The 20,306-nt window shown below is 71.0% G+C and carries 17 protein-coding genes; 9 read left to right on the forward strand and 8 right to left on the reverse strand.

Going from position 1 to position 20,306, the window contains the following annotated elements; all coding sequences use genetic code 11:
- Positions 1-8: 8 nt before the first annotated feature.
- Positions 9-1,856 carry a dihydroxy-acid dehydratase gene (gene ilvD, locus AB0B98_RS26765; protein ID WP_357270091.1) on the reverse strand — a complete coding sequence of 616 codons (1,848 nt, stop codon included), beginning with the start codon at positions 1,854-1,856 and terminating at the stop codon, positions 9-11.
- 129 nt (positions 1,857-1,985) lie between these two features.
- Here ilvD and AB0B98_RS26770 point away from each other — a divergent pair, with 129 nt between their 5' ends.
- The 5 genes from AB0B98_RS26770 (at position 1,986) to serA (ending at position 10,024) form a co-directional block, all read left to right on the forward strand.
- The gene (locus tag AB0B98_RS26770) at positions 1,986-4,340 is read left to right on the forward strand and encodes a bifunctional diguanylate cyclase/phosphodiesterase (protein WP_357366247.1); all 2,355 of its coding nucleotides are present in this window, start codon (positions 1,986-1,988) and stop codon (positions 4,338-4,340) included.
- Between the two features lie 188 nt (positions 4,341-4,528).
- Positions 4,529-6,409 (forward strand): acetolactate synthase large subunit, encoded by a 1,881-nt coding sequence (locus tag AB0B98_RS26775; protein WP_357366213.1) that lies wholly within the window; start codon positions 4,529-4,531, stop codon positions 6,407-6,409.
- Positions 6,409-6,924 carry an acetolactate synthase small subunit gene (gene ilvN / locus AB0B98_RS26780; protein WP_088946549.1) on the forward strand — a complete coding sequence of 172 codons (516 nt, stop codon included), beginning with the start codon at positions 6,409-6,411 and terminating at the stop codon, positions 6,922-6,924. The genes AB0B98_RS26775 and ilvN overlap by 1 nt, the downstream gene beginning before the upstream one ends.
- A 95-nt stretch (positions 6,925-7,019) precedes the next feature.
- Positions 7,020-8,033: a ketol-acid reductoisomerase gene (gene ilvC / locus AB0B98_RS26785; RefSeq protein WP_112625850.1), complete on the forward strand. Its 1,014-nt coding sequence runs from the start codon at positions 7,020-7,022 to the stop codon at positions 8,031-8,033.
- A gap of 392 nt (positions 8,034-8,425) precedes the next feature.
- The gene (gene serA / locus AB0B98_RS26790) at positions 8,426-10,024 is read left to right on the forward strand and encodes a phosphoglycerate dehydrogenase (protein WP_357366215.1); all 1,599 of its coding nucleotides are present in this window, start codon (positions 8,426-8,428) and stop codon (positions 10,022-10,024) included.
- A gap of 75 nt (positions 10,025-10,099) precedes the next feature.
- Here the strand turns inward: serA and AB0B98_RS26795 are convergent, their stop codons facing one another.
- Together AB0B98_RS26795 and AB0B98_RS26800 are read right to left on the reverse strand one after the other, a co-directional pair.
- On the reverse strand, positions 10,100-10,456 hold the full coding sequence (locus AB0B98_RS26795; RefSeq protein WP_357366217.1) for a hypothetical protein: 357 nt from the start codon (positions 10,454-10,456) through the stop codon (positions 10,100-10,102).
- Between the two features lie 309 nt (positions 10,457-10,765).
- Complete coding sequence (locus AB0B98_RS26800) at positions 10,766-11,608, reverse strand: FAD:protein FMN transferase (protein ID WP_238671029.1); 843 nt, start codon at positions 11,606-11,608, stop codon at positions 10,766-10,768.
- A gap of 226 nt (positions 11,609-11,834) precedes the next feature.
- Between AB0B98_RS26800 and AB0B98_RS26805 the strand changes: the two genes are divergently transcribed.
- Together AB0B98_RS26805 and AB0B98_RS26810 are read left to right on the forward strand one after the other, a co-directional pair.
- The gene (locus AB0B98_RS26805; RefSeq protein ID WP_357366219.1) at positions 11,835-12,866 is read left to right on the forward strand and encodes a 3-isopropylmalate dehydrogenase; all 1,032 of its coding nucleotides are present in this window, start codon (positions 11,835-11,837) and stop codon (positions 12,864-12,866) included.
- 154 nt (positions 12,867-13,020) lie between these two features.
- A complete protein-coding gene (locus AB0B98_RS26810) occupies positions 13,021-14,118 on the forward strand; it encodes a branched-chain amino acid aminotransferase (protein WP_238671032.1) in 1,098 nt (365 codons plus the stop codon).
- 51 nt (positions 14,119-14,169) lie between these two features.
- On the opposite strand, the gene AB0B98_RS26815 is transcribed toward AB0B98_RS26810, so the two are convergent.
- The 4 genes from AB0B98_RS26815 to AB0B98_RS26830 all read right to left on the reverse strand — a co-directional run bounded on the left by AB0B98_RS26815 (position 14,170) and on the right by AB0B98_RS26830 (position 16,353).
- Entirely contained in the window at positions 14,170-14,955 is a 786-nt protein-coding gene (locus AB0B98_RS26815) for a tyrosine-protein phosphatase (RefSeq protein ID WP_357366221.1), read from the reverse strand.
- 55 nt (positions 14,956-15,010) lie between these two features.
- The gene (locus tag AB0B98_RS26820) at positions 15,011-15,469 is read right to left on the reverse strand and encodes a PRC-barrel domain containing protein (RefSeq protein WP_238671035.1); all 459 of its coding nucleotides are present in this window, start codon (positions 15,467-15,469) and stop codon (positions 15,011-15,013) included.
- A gap of 156 nt (positions 15,470-15,625) precedes the next feature.
- Positions 15,626-16,156, reverse strand: a complete 531-nt coding sequence (locus AB0B98_RS26825; RefSeq protein ID WP_357366223.1) for a carboxymuconolactone decarboxylase family protein — start codon at positions 16,154-16,156, stop codon at positions 15,626-15,628.
- 2 nt (positions 16,157-16,158) lie between these two features.
- A complete protein-coding gene (locus AB0B98_RS26830; protein WP_357366225.1) occupies positions 16,159-16,353 on the reverse strand; it encodes a hypothetical protein in 195 nt (64 codons plus the stop codon).
- A gap of 315 nt (positions 16,354-16,668) precedes the next feature.
- Between AB0B98_RS26830 and cimA the strand changes: the two genes are divergently transcribed.
- Positions 16,669-18,252 (forward strand): citramalate synthase, encoded by a 1,584-nt coding sequence (gene cimA, locus AB0B98_RS26835; protein WP_238671039.1) that lies wholly within the window; start codon positions 16,669-16,671, stop codon positions 18,250-18,252.
- Between the two features lie 139 nt (positions 18,253-18,391).
- Here the strand turns inward: cimA and AB0B98_RS26840 are convergent, their stop codons facing one another.
- The gene (locus tag AB0B98_RS26840) at positions 18,392-19,330 is read right to left on the reverse strand and encodes an endonuclease/exonuclease/phosphatase family protein (RefSeq protein ID WP_357366249.1); all 939 of its coding nucleotides are present in this window, start codon (positions 19,328-19,330) and stop codon (positions 18,392-18,394) included.
- Between the two features lie 386 nt (positions 19,331-19,716).
- Here AB0B98_RS26840 and AB0B98_RS26845 point away from each other — a divergent pair, with 386 nt between their 5' ends.
- Positions 19,717-20,223: a hypothetical protein gene (locus AB0B98_RS26845; RefSeq protein ID WP_357366227.1), complete on the forward strand. Its 507-nt coding sequence runs from the start codon at positions 19,717-19,719 to the stop codon at positions 20,221-20,223.
- Positions 20,224-20,306 lie beyond the last annotated feature (83 nt).

The following is a 20,306-nucleotide window of genomic DNA, read 5'->3' on the forward strand; positions in this document are numbered from 1 at the left end:
ACGGGTGGTTACTCCGGGACGCGACGGTAGGCGCCGTCGCTGGCCGAGGTGGCCATCGAGGCGTACGCGCGCAGCGCCGCCGACACCGGCCGCTGCCGATCGGTCGGGGTGTACGGCTTGTCGCGCTTCTCCTCGGCCACCCGGCGAGCCTCCAGCTCCTCGGCGGGCACGTTCAGCTCGATCGACCGGCCGGGGATGTCGATGACGACCTCGTCGCCGTCGCGGACCAGGGCGATCAGCCCGCCGGAGGCCGCCTCGGGGGAGACGTGCCCGATGGAGAGCCCGGAGGTGCCGCCGGAGAACCGGCCGTCGGTGAGCAGCGCACAGGAGCGGCCCAGCCCGCGGCCCTTGAGGAACGAGGTGGGGTAGAGCATCTCCTGCATGCCGGGGCCGCCCTTGGGCCCCTCGTACCGGATCACCACGACGTCCCCGGCGACCACCTGCTTGGCGAGGATCGCTGTCACCGCGTCGTCCTGCGACTCGTAGACCTTTGCCGGGCCACGGAAGGTCAGGCAGTCGTCGGGCACGCCGGCGGTCTTCACCACACTGCCCTCGGGTGCCAGGTTGCCGTGCAGGATGGCCAGCCCACCGTCGGCGGAGTAGGCGTGCTCGCGGTCCCGGATGCAGCCGCCGGCCGCGTCGGTGTCCAGCGACGACCACCGGTTGGTGGTGGAGAACGGTTCGACTGTGCGCACCCCGCCCGGCGCGGCGTGGAACAGCTCGACAGCCGTCGGGGTGGGGGAGCCACCGCGGACGTCCCAGTCGGTCAGCCACTGTGCCAGTGAGGGGGAGTGCACTGCGTGCACGTTCCGGTTGAGCTGCCCGGCCCGGTCCAGTTCACCGAGGATCGCCGGGATGCCGCCGGCCCGGTGCACGTCCTCCATGTGGTAGTTCGGTGAGTTCGGCGCGACCTTTGCCAGGCACGGCACCCGCCGGGAGATCGCGTCGATGTCGGTGACGCCGAAGTCCATCTCCGCCTCGCGGGCGGCGGCGAGCAGGTGCAGCACGGTGTTTGTGGAGCCGCCCATCGCCACGTCCAGGGCGACAGCGTTCTCGAAGGCGGCCTTGGAGGCGACGGTACGGGGCAGCACCGAGTCGTCGTCGCCGTCGTACCACCGCTTGGAGATCTCCACGATGGTCCGGCCTGCCTCGACGAAGAGCGACCGGCGGGCGGCGTGGGTGGCCAGCGTCGAACCGTTGCCGGGCAGCGCGAGCCCGATCGCCTCGGTGAGGCAGTTCATCGAGTTGGCGGTGAACATGCCGGAGCAGGAGCCGCAGGTCGGGCAGGCGGAACGTTCGATCTCACCGAGCTGCTCGTCGGTGACCGCCTCGTTCGAGGAGGCGATCATCGCGTCGATCAGGTCGATCTTGCTGTGCACGACGCCCTCGATCGCCATCGTCTTGCCGGCCTCCATCGGGCCGCCGGAGACGAAGACGGTCGGGATGTTGAGCCGCAACGCGGCCAGCAGCATCCCGGGGGTGATCTTGTCGCAGTTGGAGATGCAGACCAGGGCGTCCGCGCAGTGCGCGTTGACCATGTATTCGACAGCGTCGGCGATCAGCTCACGGCTGGGCAGCGAGTAGAGCATGCCGCCGTGGCCCATCGCGATGCCGTCGTCGACCGCGATGGTGTTGAACTCCCGGCCCACCCCACCGGCCTCGGCGACCGCGTCGGCGACCAGGCCACCCATGTCCTTGAGATGTACGTGACCAGGCACGAACTGGGTGAAACTGTTGGCGATGGCGACGATCGGCTTGCCGAAATCGTCGTCGGTCATCCCGGTGGCCCGCCAGAGGGCCCGGGCGCCGGCCATCGTCCGACCGTGTGTGGAGGTCCTCGACCGCAGCTCAGGCATGCATACCAGCATGACACCGTCGGCGCGCGGGCCCACCCGGGTATCTGCCGTGTCCCAACAGATGCACACTCAGCCCCCCATGACGTGCGCCCATCCGGCACTCTTGGAGGCGTGCATCTTCCACCGGGCATGGTCGCTGTCGTGGCGCTCAGCGGGCTCGTCGCCGCGGTGGCCACCGTGCTGCTGACCCTCGTCGCCCGGCGGCGGACGGTGCCGCGTCGGCCGGCACACGTGCTGCTCGCGGCGGCCGCCGGTGTGGCAGTGCTCAGCCTCCTGGCCGGGGTCGTCGCCGCGCTCAGCGCGAACGACCACTGGGCCCACGAGCAGGGGCAGCGCACCGGTTGGGCGACAGTGGTGGCGATCGGCACGGCGGTGAGCGGGCTGGCCTTCGCCGCTGGTCTGCTCCGGCTGCCGGGGGTGGCCGCCACAGCGGCCGGAACTGCTCGACTCGCCCTGGACGGGTTGGTCATGGCGGCGGCGCTGTGGTTCGTCGGTTGGGTGCTCTTCTCCGAGCCCACCCGGTTGCTCGGTGCCGCCACCCCGATGGCCTGCCCGGCCATCCTGGTGGCCACTGTGAGTGCGGCTCTCGGTGCCGGGCTCGTCGTGATCGTCGTCTTCCGGGCCGCCACACCACGTCGACGGCTCGCCGCGCTGGGCGCCGGCATCAGCGCGGTGACCTGCGGCGGGCTGGGCCTCAGCGCCGGGCTCTGTCAGGCCGGGCCGACCATGGCGTTGACCGGTGCGGCGGTGCTCGCCGCCGGTCTGCTGACCATCGCGCTCGCTGTGTACCGGGCCGACCGGCCGGGGCAGATCGACCTGGACCTGGTCGGTAGCGACGGCGAGTACGCGATCGCCCCGATGCTGGCGATGGCTGCCTCGGCCATGTACCACCTCGCCCAGGACGGCCGGTTCACGGCGCTGGGCATCGTGGCCGGCAGCGTGGAGGGCTTCGCCCTGGTGGCACGGCAGTACCTCACCCTTCGCGACGTCAGGGGTTACGCGAGCCGGCTGGCCGAGCGGGAGGCGCACTTCCGGGAGCTGGCGCACACCGATCCGCTGACGTCGTTGGCCAACCGGCGCGGGCTGCTCCGGGCCCTGCACCGCAACGCCGCCGATCACAACCCGTGTGTGCTGCTCGGTCTGGACCTGGACGGCTTCAAGAACGTCAACGACATGCGGGGCCACGACGTGGGCGACGCCGTGCTGGCCGAGGTGGGCCGGCGGCTGCGCGGCAACCTGCGCCCCGGCGACGTGGCCGCCCGGCTGGGTGGCGACGAGTTCGCCGTACTCATGCAGGGCCGGCCGGTCGAGGCGGACCGCGTCGCCGAACGGCTCCTCGGGGTGCTCAACCGACCCTACGACCAGCCGGAGGGGCCGGTCTTCCTGTCGGTGAGCATCGGGGTGGCCGACTGGGCCGACGAGCCCGACGTGGAGTTGCTGCTGCGCCACGCCGACCTGGCGTTGCGCTACGCCAAGCAGCGTGGCAAGAACCGGATCGAGCGGTACGACGCCGCGTACGACAAACTGCTGCGCCGTCGTACGACTGTGGAGCACGAGCTGCGCGGGGCGATCGACCGCGACGAGCTGCGGTTGGCGTTCCAGCCGGTGGCGTCGCTGCCGTCGGTGCGGCCGGTCGGCGCCGAGGCGCTGCTCCGCTGGCACCATCCCGAGCTGGGCAACGTGCGTCCGGACGAGTTCATCCCGCTCGCCGAGGAGTGCGGCATGATCGCCCCGCTCGGCGCCTGGGTGCTGCACCAGGCCTGTTACCAGCTCTCCCGGTGGCTGGCGGACGGGCACGACGTGTGGGTGTCGGTGAACGTCTCCCCGCGCGAGCTGCACGCCCCGGAGTACGTGGTCCAGGTCGCCGAGGCGCTGCGCGCCCACCACGTGCCGCCGCAGCGGCTGGTGCTGGAGGTCACCGAGCACGCCGTCGCCACCGACCTGGACGAGCTGATCCGGCGGCTCACCGCGCTGCGGTTGACAGGTGTCCGGATCGCGCTGGACGACTTCGGGGCCGGCTACTCGTCGCTGGGGCAGCTGCGCCGGTTGCCGATCGACATCCTCAAGATCGACCACAGTCTGGTCGCCGAGCACGAGCCGGTCCGCCCGGTGGGCCAGGACGGCCCGGCGTTCGCCCCGATGGTCGACATCGTCATGCGCCTGGGTCACCAGTTGGGGCTGGAGGTGATCGCCGAGGGGGTGACCACTCCGACCGAGTTGGCCGCGGTGGTGGCGGCCGGTTGCCGCTTCGGCCAGGGCGCGCTCTTCGGTTGGGGAGTGCCGGCCGAGCACCTGGAGGCGATGCTGGAGGCGGCCACGTCACCAGGCGCGCGTCCCGCTCCGGTGCCCGCGCCACGGCGTGCTGCGGGCGGGTCCGAGCAGCTCACCCCGCCTGGCGATGGCGCGTCGCGGGCCGACGCGCCGACCCCCGTTAACCAACATGTGGGATCAGTTGACTCATCGCGTGAGATGCGTCAGGCTTAGCCGCATGTCGTCGTACCGGTCGCTGCGAGTACTTACCTGAGCGCACTCTCCCTCACCGAGAGTGCGCTGGCCCCGTGCATCTGCACGAGGGCCGTTTTTATTGCCATCGGAACCTGGCGAGGCGGGCCCCGCCCGCGTCGCATCGCTTGACTAGCCACCAGCCACTCCAGCCGAAGGCCAGAACCGCCATGACGAGACCCACGCCCGAGACCCTCGCCCACACCGCCCGCCGGGCCCGCGCGGCCGCCGACCCGACCCTCGACGTCGACCAGGCCGCCACACGCACGGCCACCCCGGCCGTCCCGGCGGTACGGCCCGCCGCCGCGACCCCGATCTCCGGGGCCGGCTCGCTCGTGCGGTCCCTTGAGGCGCTCGAGGTCGACGTCGTCTTCGGCATTCCGGGCGGCGCGATCCTGCCGGCGTACGACCCGCTCTACGACTCGACGGTCCGGCACATCCTGGTGCGGCACGAGCAGGGCGCGGGGCACGCGGCGACCGGCTACGCGCAGGCCACCGGCAAGGTCGGCGTCTGCATCGCCACCTCCGGCCCGGGTGCGACGAACCTGGTCACCCCGATCGCCGACGCGTACATGGACTCGGTGGCGATGGTGGCGATCACCGGGCAGGTGGCCAGCCCGTTGATCGGCACCGACGGCTTCCAGGAAGCGGACATCCAGGGCATCACCCTGCCGATCACCAAGCACAACTTCCTCGTGCAGAACGCCGAGGAGATCCCCCGGGTGCTGGCCGAGGCGTTCCACCTGGCCAGCAGCGGGCGACCAGGCCCGGTGCTGGTCGACATCCCCAAGGACGTGCTCCAGGCGCCGACCACCTTCTCCTGGCCGCCCACCCTGGACCTGCCCGGCTACCGGCCCACCCTGCACCCGCACGGCAAGCAGATCCGGGAGGCGGCGCGGTTGATGGCCGCGGCCCGACGGCCGGTGCTCTACGTCGGCGGCGGGGTGCTCAAGGCCGGTGCCACCGACGGGCTGCGCCGGCTGGCCGAGCTGACCGGCATCCCGGTCGTCACCACGCTGATGGCGCTCGGGGCGTTCCCCGACTCGCATCAGCAGCACCTGGGGATGCCCGGCATGCACGGCACTGTCGCCGCTGTCTACGGCCTGCAGAAGGCGGATCTGATCGTCGCGCTGGGCGCACGTTTCGACGACCGGGTCACCGGCAAACTGGATTCGTTCGCCCCGGACGCGGCAGTGGTGCACGCGGACATCGACCCCGCCGAGATCGGCAAGAACCGGCACGTGGACGTCCCGATCGTCGGCGACGCCAAGCACGTCATCGACGAGCTGATCGCCGCGGTGACCGCCGAGCGGGCGGCGGGGCGCACCGCCGACCTCGGTGACTGGTGGACGCAGCTGAACGACCTGCGCACCCGTTACCCGCTGGGCTACGACGAGCCGGTCGACGGGACCCTGTCCCCGCAGTACGTGATCAAGCGGCTGGGTGAGATCGTCGGCCCGGACGCGATCTTCGTGGCCGGGGTGGGCCAGCACCAGATGTGGGCGTCGCAGTTCATCTCCTACGAGAAGCCGTACACCTGGTTGAATTCCGGCGGCCTCGGCACCATGGGCTACGCGGTGCCCGCGGCGATGGGCGCCAAGGTCGGCAAGCCGGACACCGTGGTCTGGGCGGTGGACGGGGACGGCTGCTTCCAGATGACCAACCAGGAGTTGGCCACCTGCGCGTTGGAGGGCATCCCGGTCAAGATCGCCGTCATCAACAACGGCAATCTCGGCATGGTCCGGCAGTGGCAGACGCTCTTCTACAACGAGCGTTACTCCAACACCGAGCTCGGCACCCACAAGCACCGCATCCCCGACTTCGTCAAGCTCGCCGAGGCCCTGGGCTGCATCGGGCTGCGCTGCGAGAGCGCGGATGACGTGGACAAGACCATCGCCGCCGCCATGGAGATCAACGACGCGCCCGTGGTGATCGACTTCGTGGTCGGCAAGGACGCGATGGTCTGGCCGATGGTCGCCGCCGGCACCAGCAACGACGAGATCATGTTCGCCCGTGGCGTCCGCCCGGCCTTCGACGAGGATGACATTTAATGACGATGCACACGCTGTCCGTGCTTGTGGAGAACAAGCCGGGCGTGCTCGCCCGGGTCTCCGGCCTGTTCTCCCGGCGCGGGTTCAACATCGACAGCCTCGCCGTCGGCGAGACCGAGAACCCGGACGTCTCCCGGATCACCATCGTGGTCAACGCGGAGTCGTCCCCGCTGGAGCAGGTCACCAAGCAGCTGAACAAGCTTGTCAACGTGCTCAAGATCGTTGAGCTGGACCCCCAGGTCTCGGTCGCGCGGGAGTTGCTGCTGGTGAAGGTTCGCGCCGACCGGTCCGCGCGGTCACAGGTGCTGGAGACCGTCAACCTGTTCCGCGCCCGGGTGGTCGACGTCGCACCGGACACGCTGACCATCGAGGCCACCGGCACCCCTGACAAGCTCGACGCGCTGCTCCGCGACCTTGAGGCCTTCGGCATCAAGGAAATGGTGCAGTCCGGGCTGGTGGCCATCGGGCGCGGCTCGCGTTCGATCACCGCCGGTCCCGCGCTGCGGGCCGCCTGACCCGCCGCTGGTCGGCCCTCGGCCGGCCGTCCGGCGAATTCATCCGCACAGACCACGACGGGCCGCCCCGGCCGTCGTACGAAAGGGAAGTTCTCATGAGCGTTGAGGTGTACTACGACGACGATGCCGACCTCGGCCTGATCCAGGCCAAGAAGGTCGCGGTGATCGGTTACGGCAGCCAGGGCCACGCCCACGCGCTGTCGCTGCGCGACTCCGGCGTCGACGTGGTGATCGGTCTGCCGGAGGGCTCGAAGAGCCGTCCCAAGGCTGAGGAGCAGGGCCTGCGGGTGGTCACGCCCGCACAGGCCGCCGCCGAGGCCGATGTGATCATGGTGCTCGCACCGGACACCGCCCAGCGCGGGATCTACGCGGAGTCGATCGCCCCGCACCTCGCCCCGGGCAAGGCGATCTTCTTCGGCCACGGCTTCAACATCCGGTACGGCCTGATCAAGCCGCCGGCCGAGGTGGACGTGGCGATGGTCGCGCCCAAGGGCCCCGGCCACCTGGTCCGCCGCCAGTACAGCGACGGCAAGGGCGTGCCCTGTCTCGTCGCCGTCGAGCAGGACGCCAGCGGCAACGCGCTCGCACTCGCGCTCGCGTACGCCAAGGGGATCGGCGGCACCCGGGCCGGCGCGATCAAGACCACCTTCACCGAGGAGACCGAGACCGACCTCTTCGGCGAGCAGGCGGTGCTCTGCGGCGGCGCCTCGGCGCTGGTGCAGACCGGGTTCGAGGTGCTCACCGAGGCGGGCTACGCCCCGGAGGTCGCCTACTTCGAGTGCCTGCACGAGCTGAAGCTGATCGTCGACCTCATGTACGAGGGCGGCATCGCGAAGATGCGCTACAGCATCTCCGACACCGCCGAGTACGGCGACCTCTCCCGTGGCTCGCGCATCATCGACTCCCGGGTCAAGGACGAGATGCGCAAGATCCTGGGTGAGATCCAGTCCGGCGAGTTCGCCCGCGAGTGGGTCGCCGAGGACGAGGCCGGCCGGCCCAACTTCACCAAGTGGCAGGCCGAGGGTGCGGCGCACCCGATCGAGGAGACCGGCAAGAAGCTGCGCGGCATGATGAGCTGGGTCGACCGTCCGATCACCGAGACCGCCTGACCCGTCCGAACGACGATCCACCGACAGCCCCCGGGTCGGCGCTCTCCCCAGCGCCGCCCCGGGGCTGCCCGGCATGCTGCCGCCCGTCGATACGTCGGGCGGCAGCGCTCGTGCGCCACGACTCTCCCGCAGTGACCGGGTGACCGACGCCGCCGGGTGCTCGGCGCGGCCGGAGCAACAGTGTCGGTGCGGTGAACGACCGATGTCCGTCGCCTGACCGGGCGTGTGAGGGCACTCACCCCGAAGACCGGAACACGCCGACCAGCGCGGCCCCTACGATCGCCTGTAGGTGCAGCAGCCGGCACCTGACGGCCACGGCACGGATCAGCGCAGGGCGCAGTGCGGCGCCCCGCCGCCCGGGCCGATCGCAAACACGACCTCTACGAGGACCGATGAATCCTGTCGTACTGATCGCCGAAGAACTCGCCCCCGCCGCCATCGAGGTGCTCGCCCACGACTTCGACGTCCGTCACGTCGACGGCACCGACCGTCCGGCCCTGCTCTCGGCGCTCTCCGAGGCCGACGCCGTCATCGTGCGCAGCGCGACCCAGATCGACGCTGAGGCTGTCGCCGCCGCGCCGCGCCTCAAGGTGGTCGCCCGGGCGGGCGTCGGGCTGGACAACGTCGAGGTGCCGGCCGCCACCGCGCGGGGCGTCATGGTCGTCAACGCGCCCACCTCCAACATCGTCTCCGCCGCCGAGCAGGCCGTCGCGTTGCTGCTCGCCGTCGCCCGTAACACCGCGAGCGCCAGTTCCGCGCTCAAGGCGGGGGAGTGGAAGCGGTCGAAGTACACCGGCGTCGAGGTGCAGGGCAAGACTGTCGGCGTGGTCGGCCTCGGGCGGATCGGGGTGCTCTTCGCGTCCCGCATCGCCGCGTTCGGCACCCGGCTGATCGCGTACGACCCGTACATCCAGCCGGCCCGCGCGGCGCAGCTCGGCGTCCGCCTGGTCGGCCTGGAGGAGCTGCTGCGGGAGAGCGACTTCATCTCCATCCACCTGCCGAAGACGCCGGAGACGGTGGGCCTGATCGGTGAGAAGGAGCTGGCGCTCGTCAAGCCCGGGGTTCGCATCATCAACGCCGCCCGTGGTGGGCTGGTCGACGAGCAGGCGCTCGCGGACGCCATCGCCGAGGGTCGGGTCGCCGGCGCCGGTGTCGACGTGTACAGCAAGGAGCCGTGCACCTCGTCGCCGCTGTTCGCCTTCGACAACGTGGTGGCGACCCCGCACCTGGGCGCCTCCACCCACGAGGCGCAGGACAAGGCCGGTCTGGCCGTGGCCAAGAGCGTCAAGCTGGCGTTGCAGGGCGAGTTCGTCCCGGACGCGGTGAACGTGCAGGCCGGCGGTGTGGTCGCCGAGGACGTTCGGCCGCTGCTGCCGCTGGCGGAGAAGCTGGGTCGGGCGTTCACCGCGGTCGCCGGTGGGGTCGCCGCCAGCGTCACTGTCGAGGTCCGCGGTGAGATCGTCAGCCACGACGTGTCGGTGCTCAAGCTGGCCGCCACCAAGGGCCTGTTCAGCTCCGTGGTCGAGGAGCAGGTCACCTACGTCAACGCCCCGCACCTGGCCGCCGAGCGTGGCGTCGAGGTCGCCCTGGCCACGCTGGCCGAGACTGCCGAGCAGCCGACCCTGGTCACTGTGCGCGGCGCGTTGCCGGACGGCCGGACGGTCAGTGTCTCCGGCACTGTCACCCACTCCGGCGCTCGGGACGTGCTGAAGCTGACCGAGGTGGACGGCTTCGACGTGGAGATCGGAGCGGAAGGCATCCTGCTCTTCCTGCGCTACGCCGACCGGCCCGGTGTGGTCGGCACTGTCGGTACCCTGCTCGGCGAGTCGGGCATCAACATCGCCGCCATGCAGGTGGCTCGTCGGGAGGCGGGCGGTGAGACGCTGATGACGCTCACCGTCGACCAGGCGCTCGGCGCCGACCTGCTCACCTCGGCCGCCGAGTCGATCGGCGCCACGGCGGCCAGCGCCGCCGACCTGCGCGACGAGTAGTAGACGACAAACACCGTGGGGGGCCTGGCGATTCGCCGGGCCCCTCGTCATTTCCCGTCCGTGCCGCCGGTCAGGTCAGCCGTGCAGCCGCGCCGGCGGCGGGTAGACCGAGCCGTCCTGCGGGTCGAAGAGCATCAGCCCGTGCTCGCCGGCCAGCCGCTCGATGTCCAGTAGCACCTGGTCCGCGCAGGTCGGGTGCAGGTTCAGCTCGACGTGGTCGTGGGCCGCGTGCAGCGGCGCCACCGCCCACGGGCTGTTCGGGCCGGGGTGACGGTCCGGATAGGAGGCGGTGATCGCCCGGTAGAAGCTGACCACCCGGGGATCGGGGTAGCGGTCCACGTGCCGCCCCTGCCGGCAACCGCTGACCGCTGTCCGCACGTCCTCGGGCGTCGCCCCGTCCTCCAGGGCCCACACGCTCAGATCGAAACTCACGGCGGATAGCGTGCCATCCGCCGTTCAGCATGTCGAAACTGCCTCGCCGCCGGTCAACCACCGATCACCGCAGTCTCCGGCCACGACGGTCCGGTGTGGAGACTCTTGCGTCGAGTTGCGTCGATTCGCTAGCGTACGCACTGCGGTCACTGGCCGAGTTCGAGGCGCCGGCCCGTCTTCGGGTGGCGCGGTCGACGTCCGGCCCGACCGGTCCGCACCCCTCGGTTGTGCGAGCCACGCGCACTCGTCGCTGACCGGCCCCCACTGTCGTTGCCGAGACCGTGGGGGCCGATCGCGGGCCCGACCGGCTCAGCGACGGTGCGCGAAGAGCGCGCGATAGTCGGAGTTGCCCCGGAACCACGCCAGGCCGGTAGGGCCGGCGGCGTAGAGCGCCGTGGCGTAGGCGTCGGCGATCGTCAGGTCGGGGCCGACCACTGTGGCGGCGACGAGGTGATCGGCCGGCTCGCCGGTGTGCGGGTCCACCACGTGCCCCTGCCGCCCGGTCACCCCCGAGGTGCCGATCGCGCCGGCGGTCATCTCCAGCACCAGCGGCGCGCGCTCGGGTGCCGTCGGGTGGTGTACCGCGACCCGCCAGGGTCCGCCGTGCGGCGCGCGGCCCCTGACGACGAGGTCGGCGCCGGCGAGTACCGCATAGTCGTGGATGCCGGCGGCGCGCAGTCGCTCCGCGGCGCGTTCCACGGCCCAACCGCCGAGCAGGCCGCCCGGGTCGAAACCGCCGGGCACCGCCCAGGCGTCGAACCACCCGTCGGTGGCCGCGCGCATCGCGGCGCAGCGGTCGACCAGATCGGCGAGCGGTGGGTACGACTCCGGGCTGATCTCCCCCCGACGCAGCCGGGAGACCAGGCTCTCCGGTCGGTTGGGGCCGTAGGTGATGTCGATGGCGCGCAGCTCGGCGACGCTGTCCCGCAGCGCCTCGCCCACGCCCCGGCGGCCGAGCCACTCGGGGGCGTTGAGCAGCAGTGTGTACTCGGCGGTCGCGGTACGTACGGTGTGCTGCACCGCGATCCGGCCCTCGGTGGCGGCGGTGGGGTCGATCCGGTGCCGACGGCTGCCGAGTCGGAGGTCGGGCCGACGGTTGCGGAACGCCGACGGGTCCGGCCAGCGGGTCCGCGGCTGCTCGTCGATGCGCATCGCATCTGCCCCCTCGCGCTCGGTGCCGAGTCGTCACGACCCGGCGGTCAGTAGGGCCCCGTGACCCACCGACCACCACCCTAGGCAGCGGACATGACCGCCTCATGAGTCCCAGCTGAGAGGGTGCTGTGCATTGCAAATCCCACAATTTGGACGTCACGTACCGGGAGGCGGGACGGCGACGTACCGTTGCCCGAACGGACCCGTTGAGCAGAGGAGTGCGGTCGTGGCGCGGATCGCGGTGGTGGCCGGAGACGGCATCGGGCCCGAGGTGGTCGCGCAGGCCCGCAAGGTTCTCGACGCGGTGCTGCCCGACGTGCAGGCCACCGAGTACGACCTCGGCGCCGCCCGCTGGCACCGTACCGGAGAGGTGCTGCCCGACTCGGTGCTGACCGAGCTGGCCGGGCACGACGCGATCCTGCTCGGCGCTGTCGGTGACCCGACGGTCCCGCCGGGTGTGCTGGAGCGAGGGCTGCTGCTCAAGCTCCGTTTCGCCTTCGACCAGTACGTCAACCTGCGCCCGTCCCGGCTCTGGCCCGGGGTCGCCGGCCCGCTGGGCAACGTGAAGCCGGGCGAGGTCGACCTCGTGGTGGTGCGCGAGGGCACCGAGGGGCTCTACGCCGGTGCCGGTGGTTCCCTGCACCGGGACACCCCGGCCGAGGTCGCCACCGAGGAGAGCCTGAACACCCGGCACGGCGTGGAGCGGGTGATCCGCGACGCGTTCGCCCGCGCCGGCCGCCGGGAGCGGCGCAAGGTCACCCTCGTGCACAAGACCAACGTGCTCACCCACGCCGGGTCGCTCTGGGCGCGCACGTTCGACGCGGTCGCCGCCGAGCACCCGGACATCGAAACCGAGTACCAGCACGTCGACGCGGCGGCCATGTTCCTGGTCACCCAGCCGCAGCGCTACGACGTGGTGGTCACCGACAACCTCTTCGGCGACATCCTCACCGACATCGCCGCGGCCGTCACCGGCGGCATCGGGCTGGCCGCCAGCGGCTGCATCAACCCCGAGGGGACGTACCCCTCGATGTTCGAGCCGGTGCACGGCTCCGCGCCGGACATCGCCGGGCAGGGCATCGCCGACCCGGTCGCCGCGGTGCTCTCCGCCGCGTTGCTGCTGGAGCAGCTCGGGCACAGCGAGTCGGCCGCTCGGGTCAACGATGCGGTCGCCGCCGAGCTGGCCAGCCGGGTCCCGGGCGTAACGCTGCGTACCGAAGAGGTCGGCGACCGGCTCGCCGCCCACGCCGTAGCCTGATCACCCGGCCCGAGTGACGACCGGCCCCGGGGCCGGTCTGCCACGGGCAGCCCGACCGGCGCTACCCGCTTAACGACCGTTCGGGGTAAGTTTCTGGCACAGCCATGTCGGTGTGCGGTCCCGCATGCCGTTGTTCCGCAGGGAGGTCAGCGCGATGAGCGGTGGTGACAAGCTCGACTTCGAGATCCGTCCGAATCTCGCGCCGGTATCCGCCGCCGACCGGGCAGCACTGCTGACCAACCCGGGGTTCGGCCGGGTCTTCACCGACCACATGGTCACCGTCCGCTACGCCGACGGCAAGGGTTGGTACGACGCCCGGGTGGAAGCCCGTGCCCCGATCCCGATGGACCCGGCCAGCGCGGTGCTGCACTACGCGCAGGAGATCTTCGAGGGGCTCAAGGCGTACCGCACCGCCGACGGCGGCGTGACGATGTTCCGGCCGGACGCCAACGCGGCCCGCTTCGCCACCTCCGCGCAGCGGATGGCGATGCCGGTGCTGCCGCCGGAGGTGTTCGTCGACTCGCTGCACAAGCTCATCGAGATCGACCGGGAGTGGATCCCCACCGGCGAGGACGGCAGCCTCTACCTGCGGCCGTTCATGTTCGCCAGCGAGGTCTTCCTCGGCGTCCGCCCGGCCAACGAGTACCTCTACATGGTGATCGCCTCACCGGTCGGGGCGTACTTCACCGGTGGCGTCAAGCCGGTCACCGTCTGGGTGTCCCCGGACTACACCCGGGCCGCGCCCGGTGGCACCGGCGCGGCCAAGTGCGGTGGCAACTACGCCGCGTCGCTCGCGGCGCAGGCGGAGGCCATCGAGGCGGGCTGTGACCAGGTCGTCTTCCTGGACGCGGTGGAGCGCCGGTTCGTCGACGAACTGGGCGGCATGAACGTCTTCTTCGTCTACGACGACGGCACTGTGGTCACCCCACCGTTGACCGGCACGATCCTGCCGGGCATCACCCGCGACGCCGTCCTCACGCTGGCCGGCGCTGCCGGGCACCGGGTCGAGGAGCGGCCGGTCAGCTTCGCCGACTGGCAGGCCGACGCCGCCAGCGGACGCCTGAAGGAGGTGTTCGCCTGCGGCACCGCCGCGGTGGTCACCCCGATCGGTGGGGTCCGCTTCCCGGACGGCGAGTTCCTTATCGGTGGTGGCGAGCCCGGTCAGGTCACCATGGCGCTGCGTCAGCAGCTGGTCGACATCCAGCGGGGCAAGGCGGCCGACCCGCACGGCTGGGTGCAGCGGGTCTTCTGATCTTCGTCGCTGCGCCGGCCCGTCCACCCGGACGGGCCGGCGCAGTCGTCCCTACGCGTCGGTGGGCCGCGCCTCGGTGGGCCGCGCCTCGGTGGGCGCGTCGAGCAGGTGGTCGCGGAGCGCGGCGAGCTGCTCGTCGGTCACCCCGGCGTGGCGCAGGTACGCCTCGACCGAACCGTGCCCCGCGCGCAGCTCGTCCAGGAAGATCTGCATCGCCTCCGCTGGTGAGCTCAGGAACGGCGCCGGCACGTCCACGCCGCCCGGGGTGACCGAAGCCAACCAGGCGCTGTACCGCGCTGACGCCGCACTGCTCAACGCGTAGTCCGCTGTGATGTCCGCGTCGTCGACGCCGAGAAGGGCGAGGGTCAGCGCGCACACGATGCCGGTGCGGTCCTTGCCGGCGACGCAGTGCACCACGACCGGGGCATTGGCGGAGTCGGCGATCAGTCCGACCGCCTCGGCCAGCCCGGCGGTGCCGGTCTGGGCCAGGTCGGCGTACCGGTCCGCGAGGTACCGGGCCAGGTCGGCGCCCTCCTCGTGCGGCGTACCCGCCCAGTCGGCGTGCTCCGGGTGGATGTGCCGGTAGGTCAGCCCCTGGTACTCCGGCACCCGACCGTCGCGCTCCACCTCGGTGGGGCGGCGCAGGTCGATGACGGTGCGGATCCCGATCGCGGCGAACGCGTCCCGGTCCTGCTCGGTGAGGCGGTGCAGTGAGTCGGAGCGGTAGAGCCGACCTCGGCGTACCGACCGGTCGTCGTGGCCGAGGTAGCCACCGACGTCGCGGAAGTTGAAGGTGGCGGGGAGCGAGAGCTGGGGGTTGTTCCCGGTGGCGTCCACGTTCACACGGTAACGGCCGGTGGGGCAGTGCCCCACCGGCCGTCGGGTCGATCGCTCACCGTGCGGTGCCGGGCGGGAGCGCGCCGTACGTCTCGTCGTAGTAGCCACCCAGCTGATCCCGGTAGCTCGGGTCGCTGTGGCTGGTCTCGTCGTACTCCGGGGCGGCCTTGATCTGGTCCCGGGTCCGGTCGACGGAGACGACGCGCTCGTCGTGGTCGACCTGGTTGACGGTGCCGGCCGGCAACATCACCTTCTTGCCGAAGATCCACGGCCCGGTGTCCACCACCAGGTAGCTGCCGCCGACCTCGTGACTGGCGCTGTCGATCTTGCCGATTCCACCGTCGGTGGCCTCGACCTTGTAGCCGACCAGGTCGACGTCGGCCACTCCGGCCTGGTCCCGGTAGCGCCAGGGGTCGAACGTGCCGGCCGGCGCGCCGCCGGGCACCGTGCCCTGGTCGCCGCCGCGCAGCGGGTCCGGCCCGGCGTGGGTGGCGTGCGGATCGATCCTGTCCATGCCGTTCACTCCTGACTGTCGCCGATCGTCTCGGCGTAGGTGGGTGCGTCCCCGCAGGAGCTACCCGGCCGTCGGGGGCCGGAAACGGCGACAGGCCGCGCTACGGCGACGGGCGAGGCCGCGAGGTGCGGCGTCGGCCCGTCGGGGCGTACGTGCTCAGGCCAGTGCGGCCTCGGCGTCCAGGGTGACCGCCGCGGCGTGCACCACTGCGGAGATCCGCAGGGCCTCGTGCAGCTGCTCCCGGGTGTAGCCACCCGCGCGCAGCTTCTTGTCGTGCAACTCCAGGCACACCCCGCAGCCGGCGATGGCCGACACGGCGAAGCACCAGAGCTCGAAGTCGCCCTTGTCCACCCCCGGCCTCGCGATGATCTGCATCCGCAGTCGGGCCGGCATCGAGGCGTACTGCTCGTCGCCGATCAGGTGCTTGGCCCGGTAGTAGATGTTGTTCATCGCCATGATCGCCGCAGCGCCCTTGGCCGCCTCGACCCCCTCCGGCCCGAGGTGCCCGAGCGCCTCTGCTGCGATCTCCCGCAACACCAGCGGGTTGCGAGAGGTCACCGCGCAGGCCAGCGCGGTGCCCCAGGTCTGCGCCGGGGTCAACGCCGCGGAACCGACGGTGGAGCCGAGGTTGAGCTCGATGTCCCTGGCGTACTCCGGCAGGGCTGCCCTGATCGCGTCCAGGCCCATGGTCAGACTCCGGAGGCGGGGGTCTCGTCGGCGATCTCCGCCGGGCTGATGGAGGTGAAATCCATCGGCCCGACGAAGACCACACACCACGTGCCCTCGTGGGACGTGTGGTCGATCGTCTCGGACGCGTTGTTGGCGTCCAGCGATACGCAGGCGGCGAGTCCGTGCTCACGTAAGCGGTCACTGACGGTGAGCACAGGTCCTCCTTGCAGACGGCACGGTGGCCATCATCGGATCCGTTCAGATGCTTCCGCATGGCTGTTTCCACCGATGAGTGGCCTGGTGGCTTGTGAAGCCGATCACGAGCGGCGGTTCGAGGCGACCGAACCCTCCGTCACCATCCCGGCATGTGGATTGTTCCTCCCAAATTCGGGGGAGAGGTGGCAGAGTGGCCATCGTGACCAGCACCGCCCTGATTATTGCGACCTAGCGCGCCGGCTCTCCCCTCTGCCGAGCGCGCAGACCTCCCGCATCCGCGGGAGGTCTTTTTGTTGCTCCGAGAAAGGATCCTGATGACGTTCCAGGTCTTCGACACCACGTTGCGCGACGGCGCCCAGCGCGAGGGGCTCACCTACTCGGTGGTCGACAAGCTGGCAGTGGCCCGGCTGCTCGACGAGTTCGGCGTCGGTTTCATCGAGGGCGGCTGGCCGGGCGCGGTGCCCAAGGACACCGAGTTCTTCCGTCGCGCCCGCACCGAGCTGGACCTGCGGCACGCCGTACTCGTCGCGTTCGGCGCCACCCGCAAGGCCGGCGTCGCGGTAGCGGACGACCCCCAGGTGCGCGCCCTGCTGGACGCGCAGACCCCGGCCGTGGCCCTGGTCGCCAAGGCCGACACCCGGCACGTCGAGCGCGCGCTGCGTACCACCGGCGCGGAAAACCTCGCGATGATCCACGACACCGTCAACCACCTCGTCCGCGAGGGGCGACGGGTCTTCGTCGACGGCGAACACTTCTTCGACGGCTACCGGCACGACCCCGCGTACGGCGCTGCCGTGGTGCAGACCGCGCTCGCCGCCGGCGCCGAGCGGATGGTGCTCTGCGACACCAACGGCGGCATGCTGCCGTCCCAGGTGAGCGCCGTGATCAACGACCTGACGAACAGGCTGGGGATCGACGCCGGGCTGCTCGGTATGCACGCACAGAACGACACCGCCTGCGCGGTGGCCAACACGATCGCCGCCGTGGAGGCGGGCGTCCGCCACGTGCAGGGCACCGCCAACGGGTACGGCGAACGCCCGGGCAACGCCGACATCTTCGCGGTCGTCGCCAACCTCCAACTCAAGCTCGGCATGCCCGTCCTACCGGAGGGCTGCCTGGCGCAGATGGTGCGGGTCTCGCACGCCATCGCCGAGATCGCCAACATCGCCCCCGACACCCACCAGGCGTACGCCGGGGCCGCCGCCTTCGCCCACAAGGCGGGGTTGCACGCGAGCGCGATCAAGGTCGACCCGTTGCTCTACAACCACGTGGACCCGTCGGTGGTGGGCAACGACATGCGGATCCTGATCACGGAGATGGCCGGTCGGGCCAGCGTCGAGCTCAAGAGTCGTGAGCTCGGCCTGGACCTGGCCGCCAGCCCGGACGCCCTGACCCGGGTCACCAAGCGGGTCAAGGAGCTGGAGGCGGATGGCTGGTCCTTCGAGGCTGCCGATGCGTCCTTCGAGTTGCTGGTCCGCTCCGAGCTGCCGGAGGGCAGCCCGGCCCGACCGTTCACCCTGGAGTCGTACCGGGTGTTGGTCGAGCACCGCGAGGACGGCGCCGTGGTCTCCGAGGCGACTGTCAAGATCCGGGTTCGCGGCGAGCGGGTGATCGCCACCGCCGAGGGCAACGGCCCGGTCAACGCCCTCGACGAGGCGCTGCGAGTGGGGCTGGCGCGGCACTATCCGCAGCTGCGCGACTTCGAGTTGGCCGACTACAAGGTGCGCATCCTGGAGGGCAGCCATGGCACCGGCGCGGTCACCCGGGTCCTGCTGGAGACCTCCGACGACAACGGCCGGGACTGGACCACTGTCGGCGTCCACCCCAACGTGGTCGAGGCCAGTTGGCACGCCCTGGTGGATGCCCTCACCTACGGCCTGGCCCCCACCCCCGTCTAACCCCCAACCCCACCCCCAACCCCGCCCCCCACTCTCGCGATCTTGCACTTTGTGTCGACGGTCTGCGGCTTTTGTCGCTGATGCCGGGACAGTAAGTGCAAGATCGACGAGGCGGGGTGGGCCGGGGTGGGGTGGGGTTTTAGGGGGTGGGGAGGGTGAGGGTGGCTTGGACGGGGCGGTGGTCGCTGCCGGGCAGGGTGAACACCTGCACCGAGCGGACCGCTATCCGGTGGTCGACCAGGACGTGGTCGATGGTGACGGGTGGGATGAGGTCTCCGTCGTAGGGACCCCAGGTGCCGGTCAGGCCCTCTCCGGTGGCGTCGGCGGCGTCGACGTAACCGCTGCGCAGCAGGGCCCGCAGTGGACTGTGGTCGAGGGTCGCGTTGAAGTCTCCGGCGAGGATTCGCAGGCCACCGTCCGGGGTGGCAGGTGGTTGGGCGGTCAGGTCGGCACGCCAGGCACCCACCTGGTCCAGCGCGTACGGCGCGGAGGGGTGGGCCGACTCGACGCGGACCGGGGGCCCGCCGGGGACGGACACCGTCGCGTACGCCTGGGTGAAGCCCCAACCCTCGAGGTTGCGTCGGACGCCGCCGTCGGTGATCGGCCACCGCGAGTAGAGCCCGGAGCCGGGGGTGCCGATCTCCGGGTTGAGCTGTCGGTGCGGCAGTAGCGTGGCGAGGCCGAGCCGATCCAGGGCGGCCTGCGCGTCCGGCGTGAACTCCTGCACGGTGAGCACGTCCACCTGGTGTCGCCGGACCAGCTCCACCAGTGTCCGCGCGTCGCCGGCCCCGGCGAGCAGATTGGCGGTGAGTAGCCGCACTGTCGGCCCGGCCGCCGCCGGCTGCGGGTTGGCCAGCGCCCGAGGTGCGACGGCGCCGAGCAACGCCACCGTCGCCAGGGCCGCGAGCGCCGCTGGCCACCAGCGCCGCAGGGCGAGCGCGAGGGCCAGGACCAGCACGCTGACGCCCGCGGCGTACGGCGTGAAGGCGAGCGCCTGCACCAAGGGCCCCCGGTCCAGGCCGAGCAGTCGGGTGGCCGCCCAGATTGCGGTGGGTACGACGGCAAGCCAGCAGAGCACAGTGCCGAGCCGAGTGTTCCGCTGTGTGGGTCGGGCATCGACGATCACGGAGTTGATCGTAGTGGGGCCCGACGAACCCATTTCATGAATGGCGATGCGCTCACATTTCACAATTATCTGACGGCTGAATGACACCCTGGAAAAGCGAGATCAACTATTGACTGGCGGCTTTTTCCGGTGCTACGTTCCATCTGGCTTAAACGACGCAACTCTGAGTAGTAACCGCAGCTCAGAGGGGGTATGGATTGATGGCAAATCAATCTCGTCGGGTGTGAGCGAGGCAGCTTTCCCCCGCCCAACTGTCGTCGTACGCCTATTTATGGGCAGTCATCCGTCCCGCCCCGCGGGTCGGCCGAATTCGCACGGTCACACAAGGGGGACCTGTCATGAGCACATCCTTCCGACGTAAGGTGGCGGCGGTCACGTTCGCTGTTCTGGGGCTCAGTCTCGCCGGTGGGGGCATCGCTATCGCCCAGCCGTCGGCGAAGGCGCCGCAGGAAGCGGTCCAGCCGGCACGCGGCACGAACGCCCAGCCTCCGGTCAGCGCCGAGTCGGCGCGCATCGCGAAAGCCGCGCTGAAGGCGAGTGCGGCCACCCCACTGGTGGCCACCAACGTCTTCACCGTCGTCAACTCCAACGGCACCAAGGCGCGCGGCAGCGGCACCGTGGTCAAGTACGGCGTCGGCGAGTACGAGGTGATCTTCGGTTACAACGTCTCGGCTGGTGCCTTCCTGGCCACCCTGTCCCTTTCCGGCTCCTGCTGCATTCCGCCCGGTGGCGAGGTCTCGGTCGCCCCGCGGCTGCTGACGCCCAACGCGGTCTTCGTGCAGACCCGCAACTCGGCCGGGGCGCCGGCCAACCTGGGCTTCACACTGCTCACCCACACACCCTGACCGAACCGACACCCGGCCCCCGTCGCCTCCGGCGCGGGGGCCGGACCCTGTCCGCTCAGCGCGGGACTCGCCGGGCTGCACCT

Origin of the sequence: Micromonospora sp. NPDC048947, assembly GCF_040649495.1 — a bacterium.
In the GTDB taxonomy this organism is placed as follows: Bacteria; Actinomycetota; Actinomycetes; order Mycobacteriales; family Micromonosporaceae; genus Micromonospora; species Micromonospora alfalfae.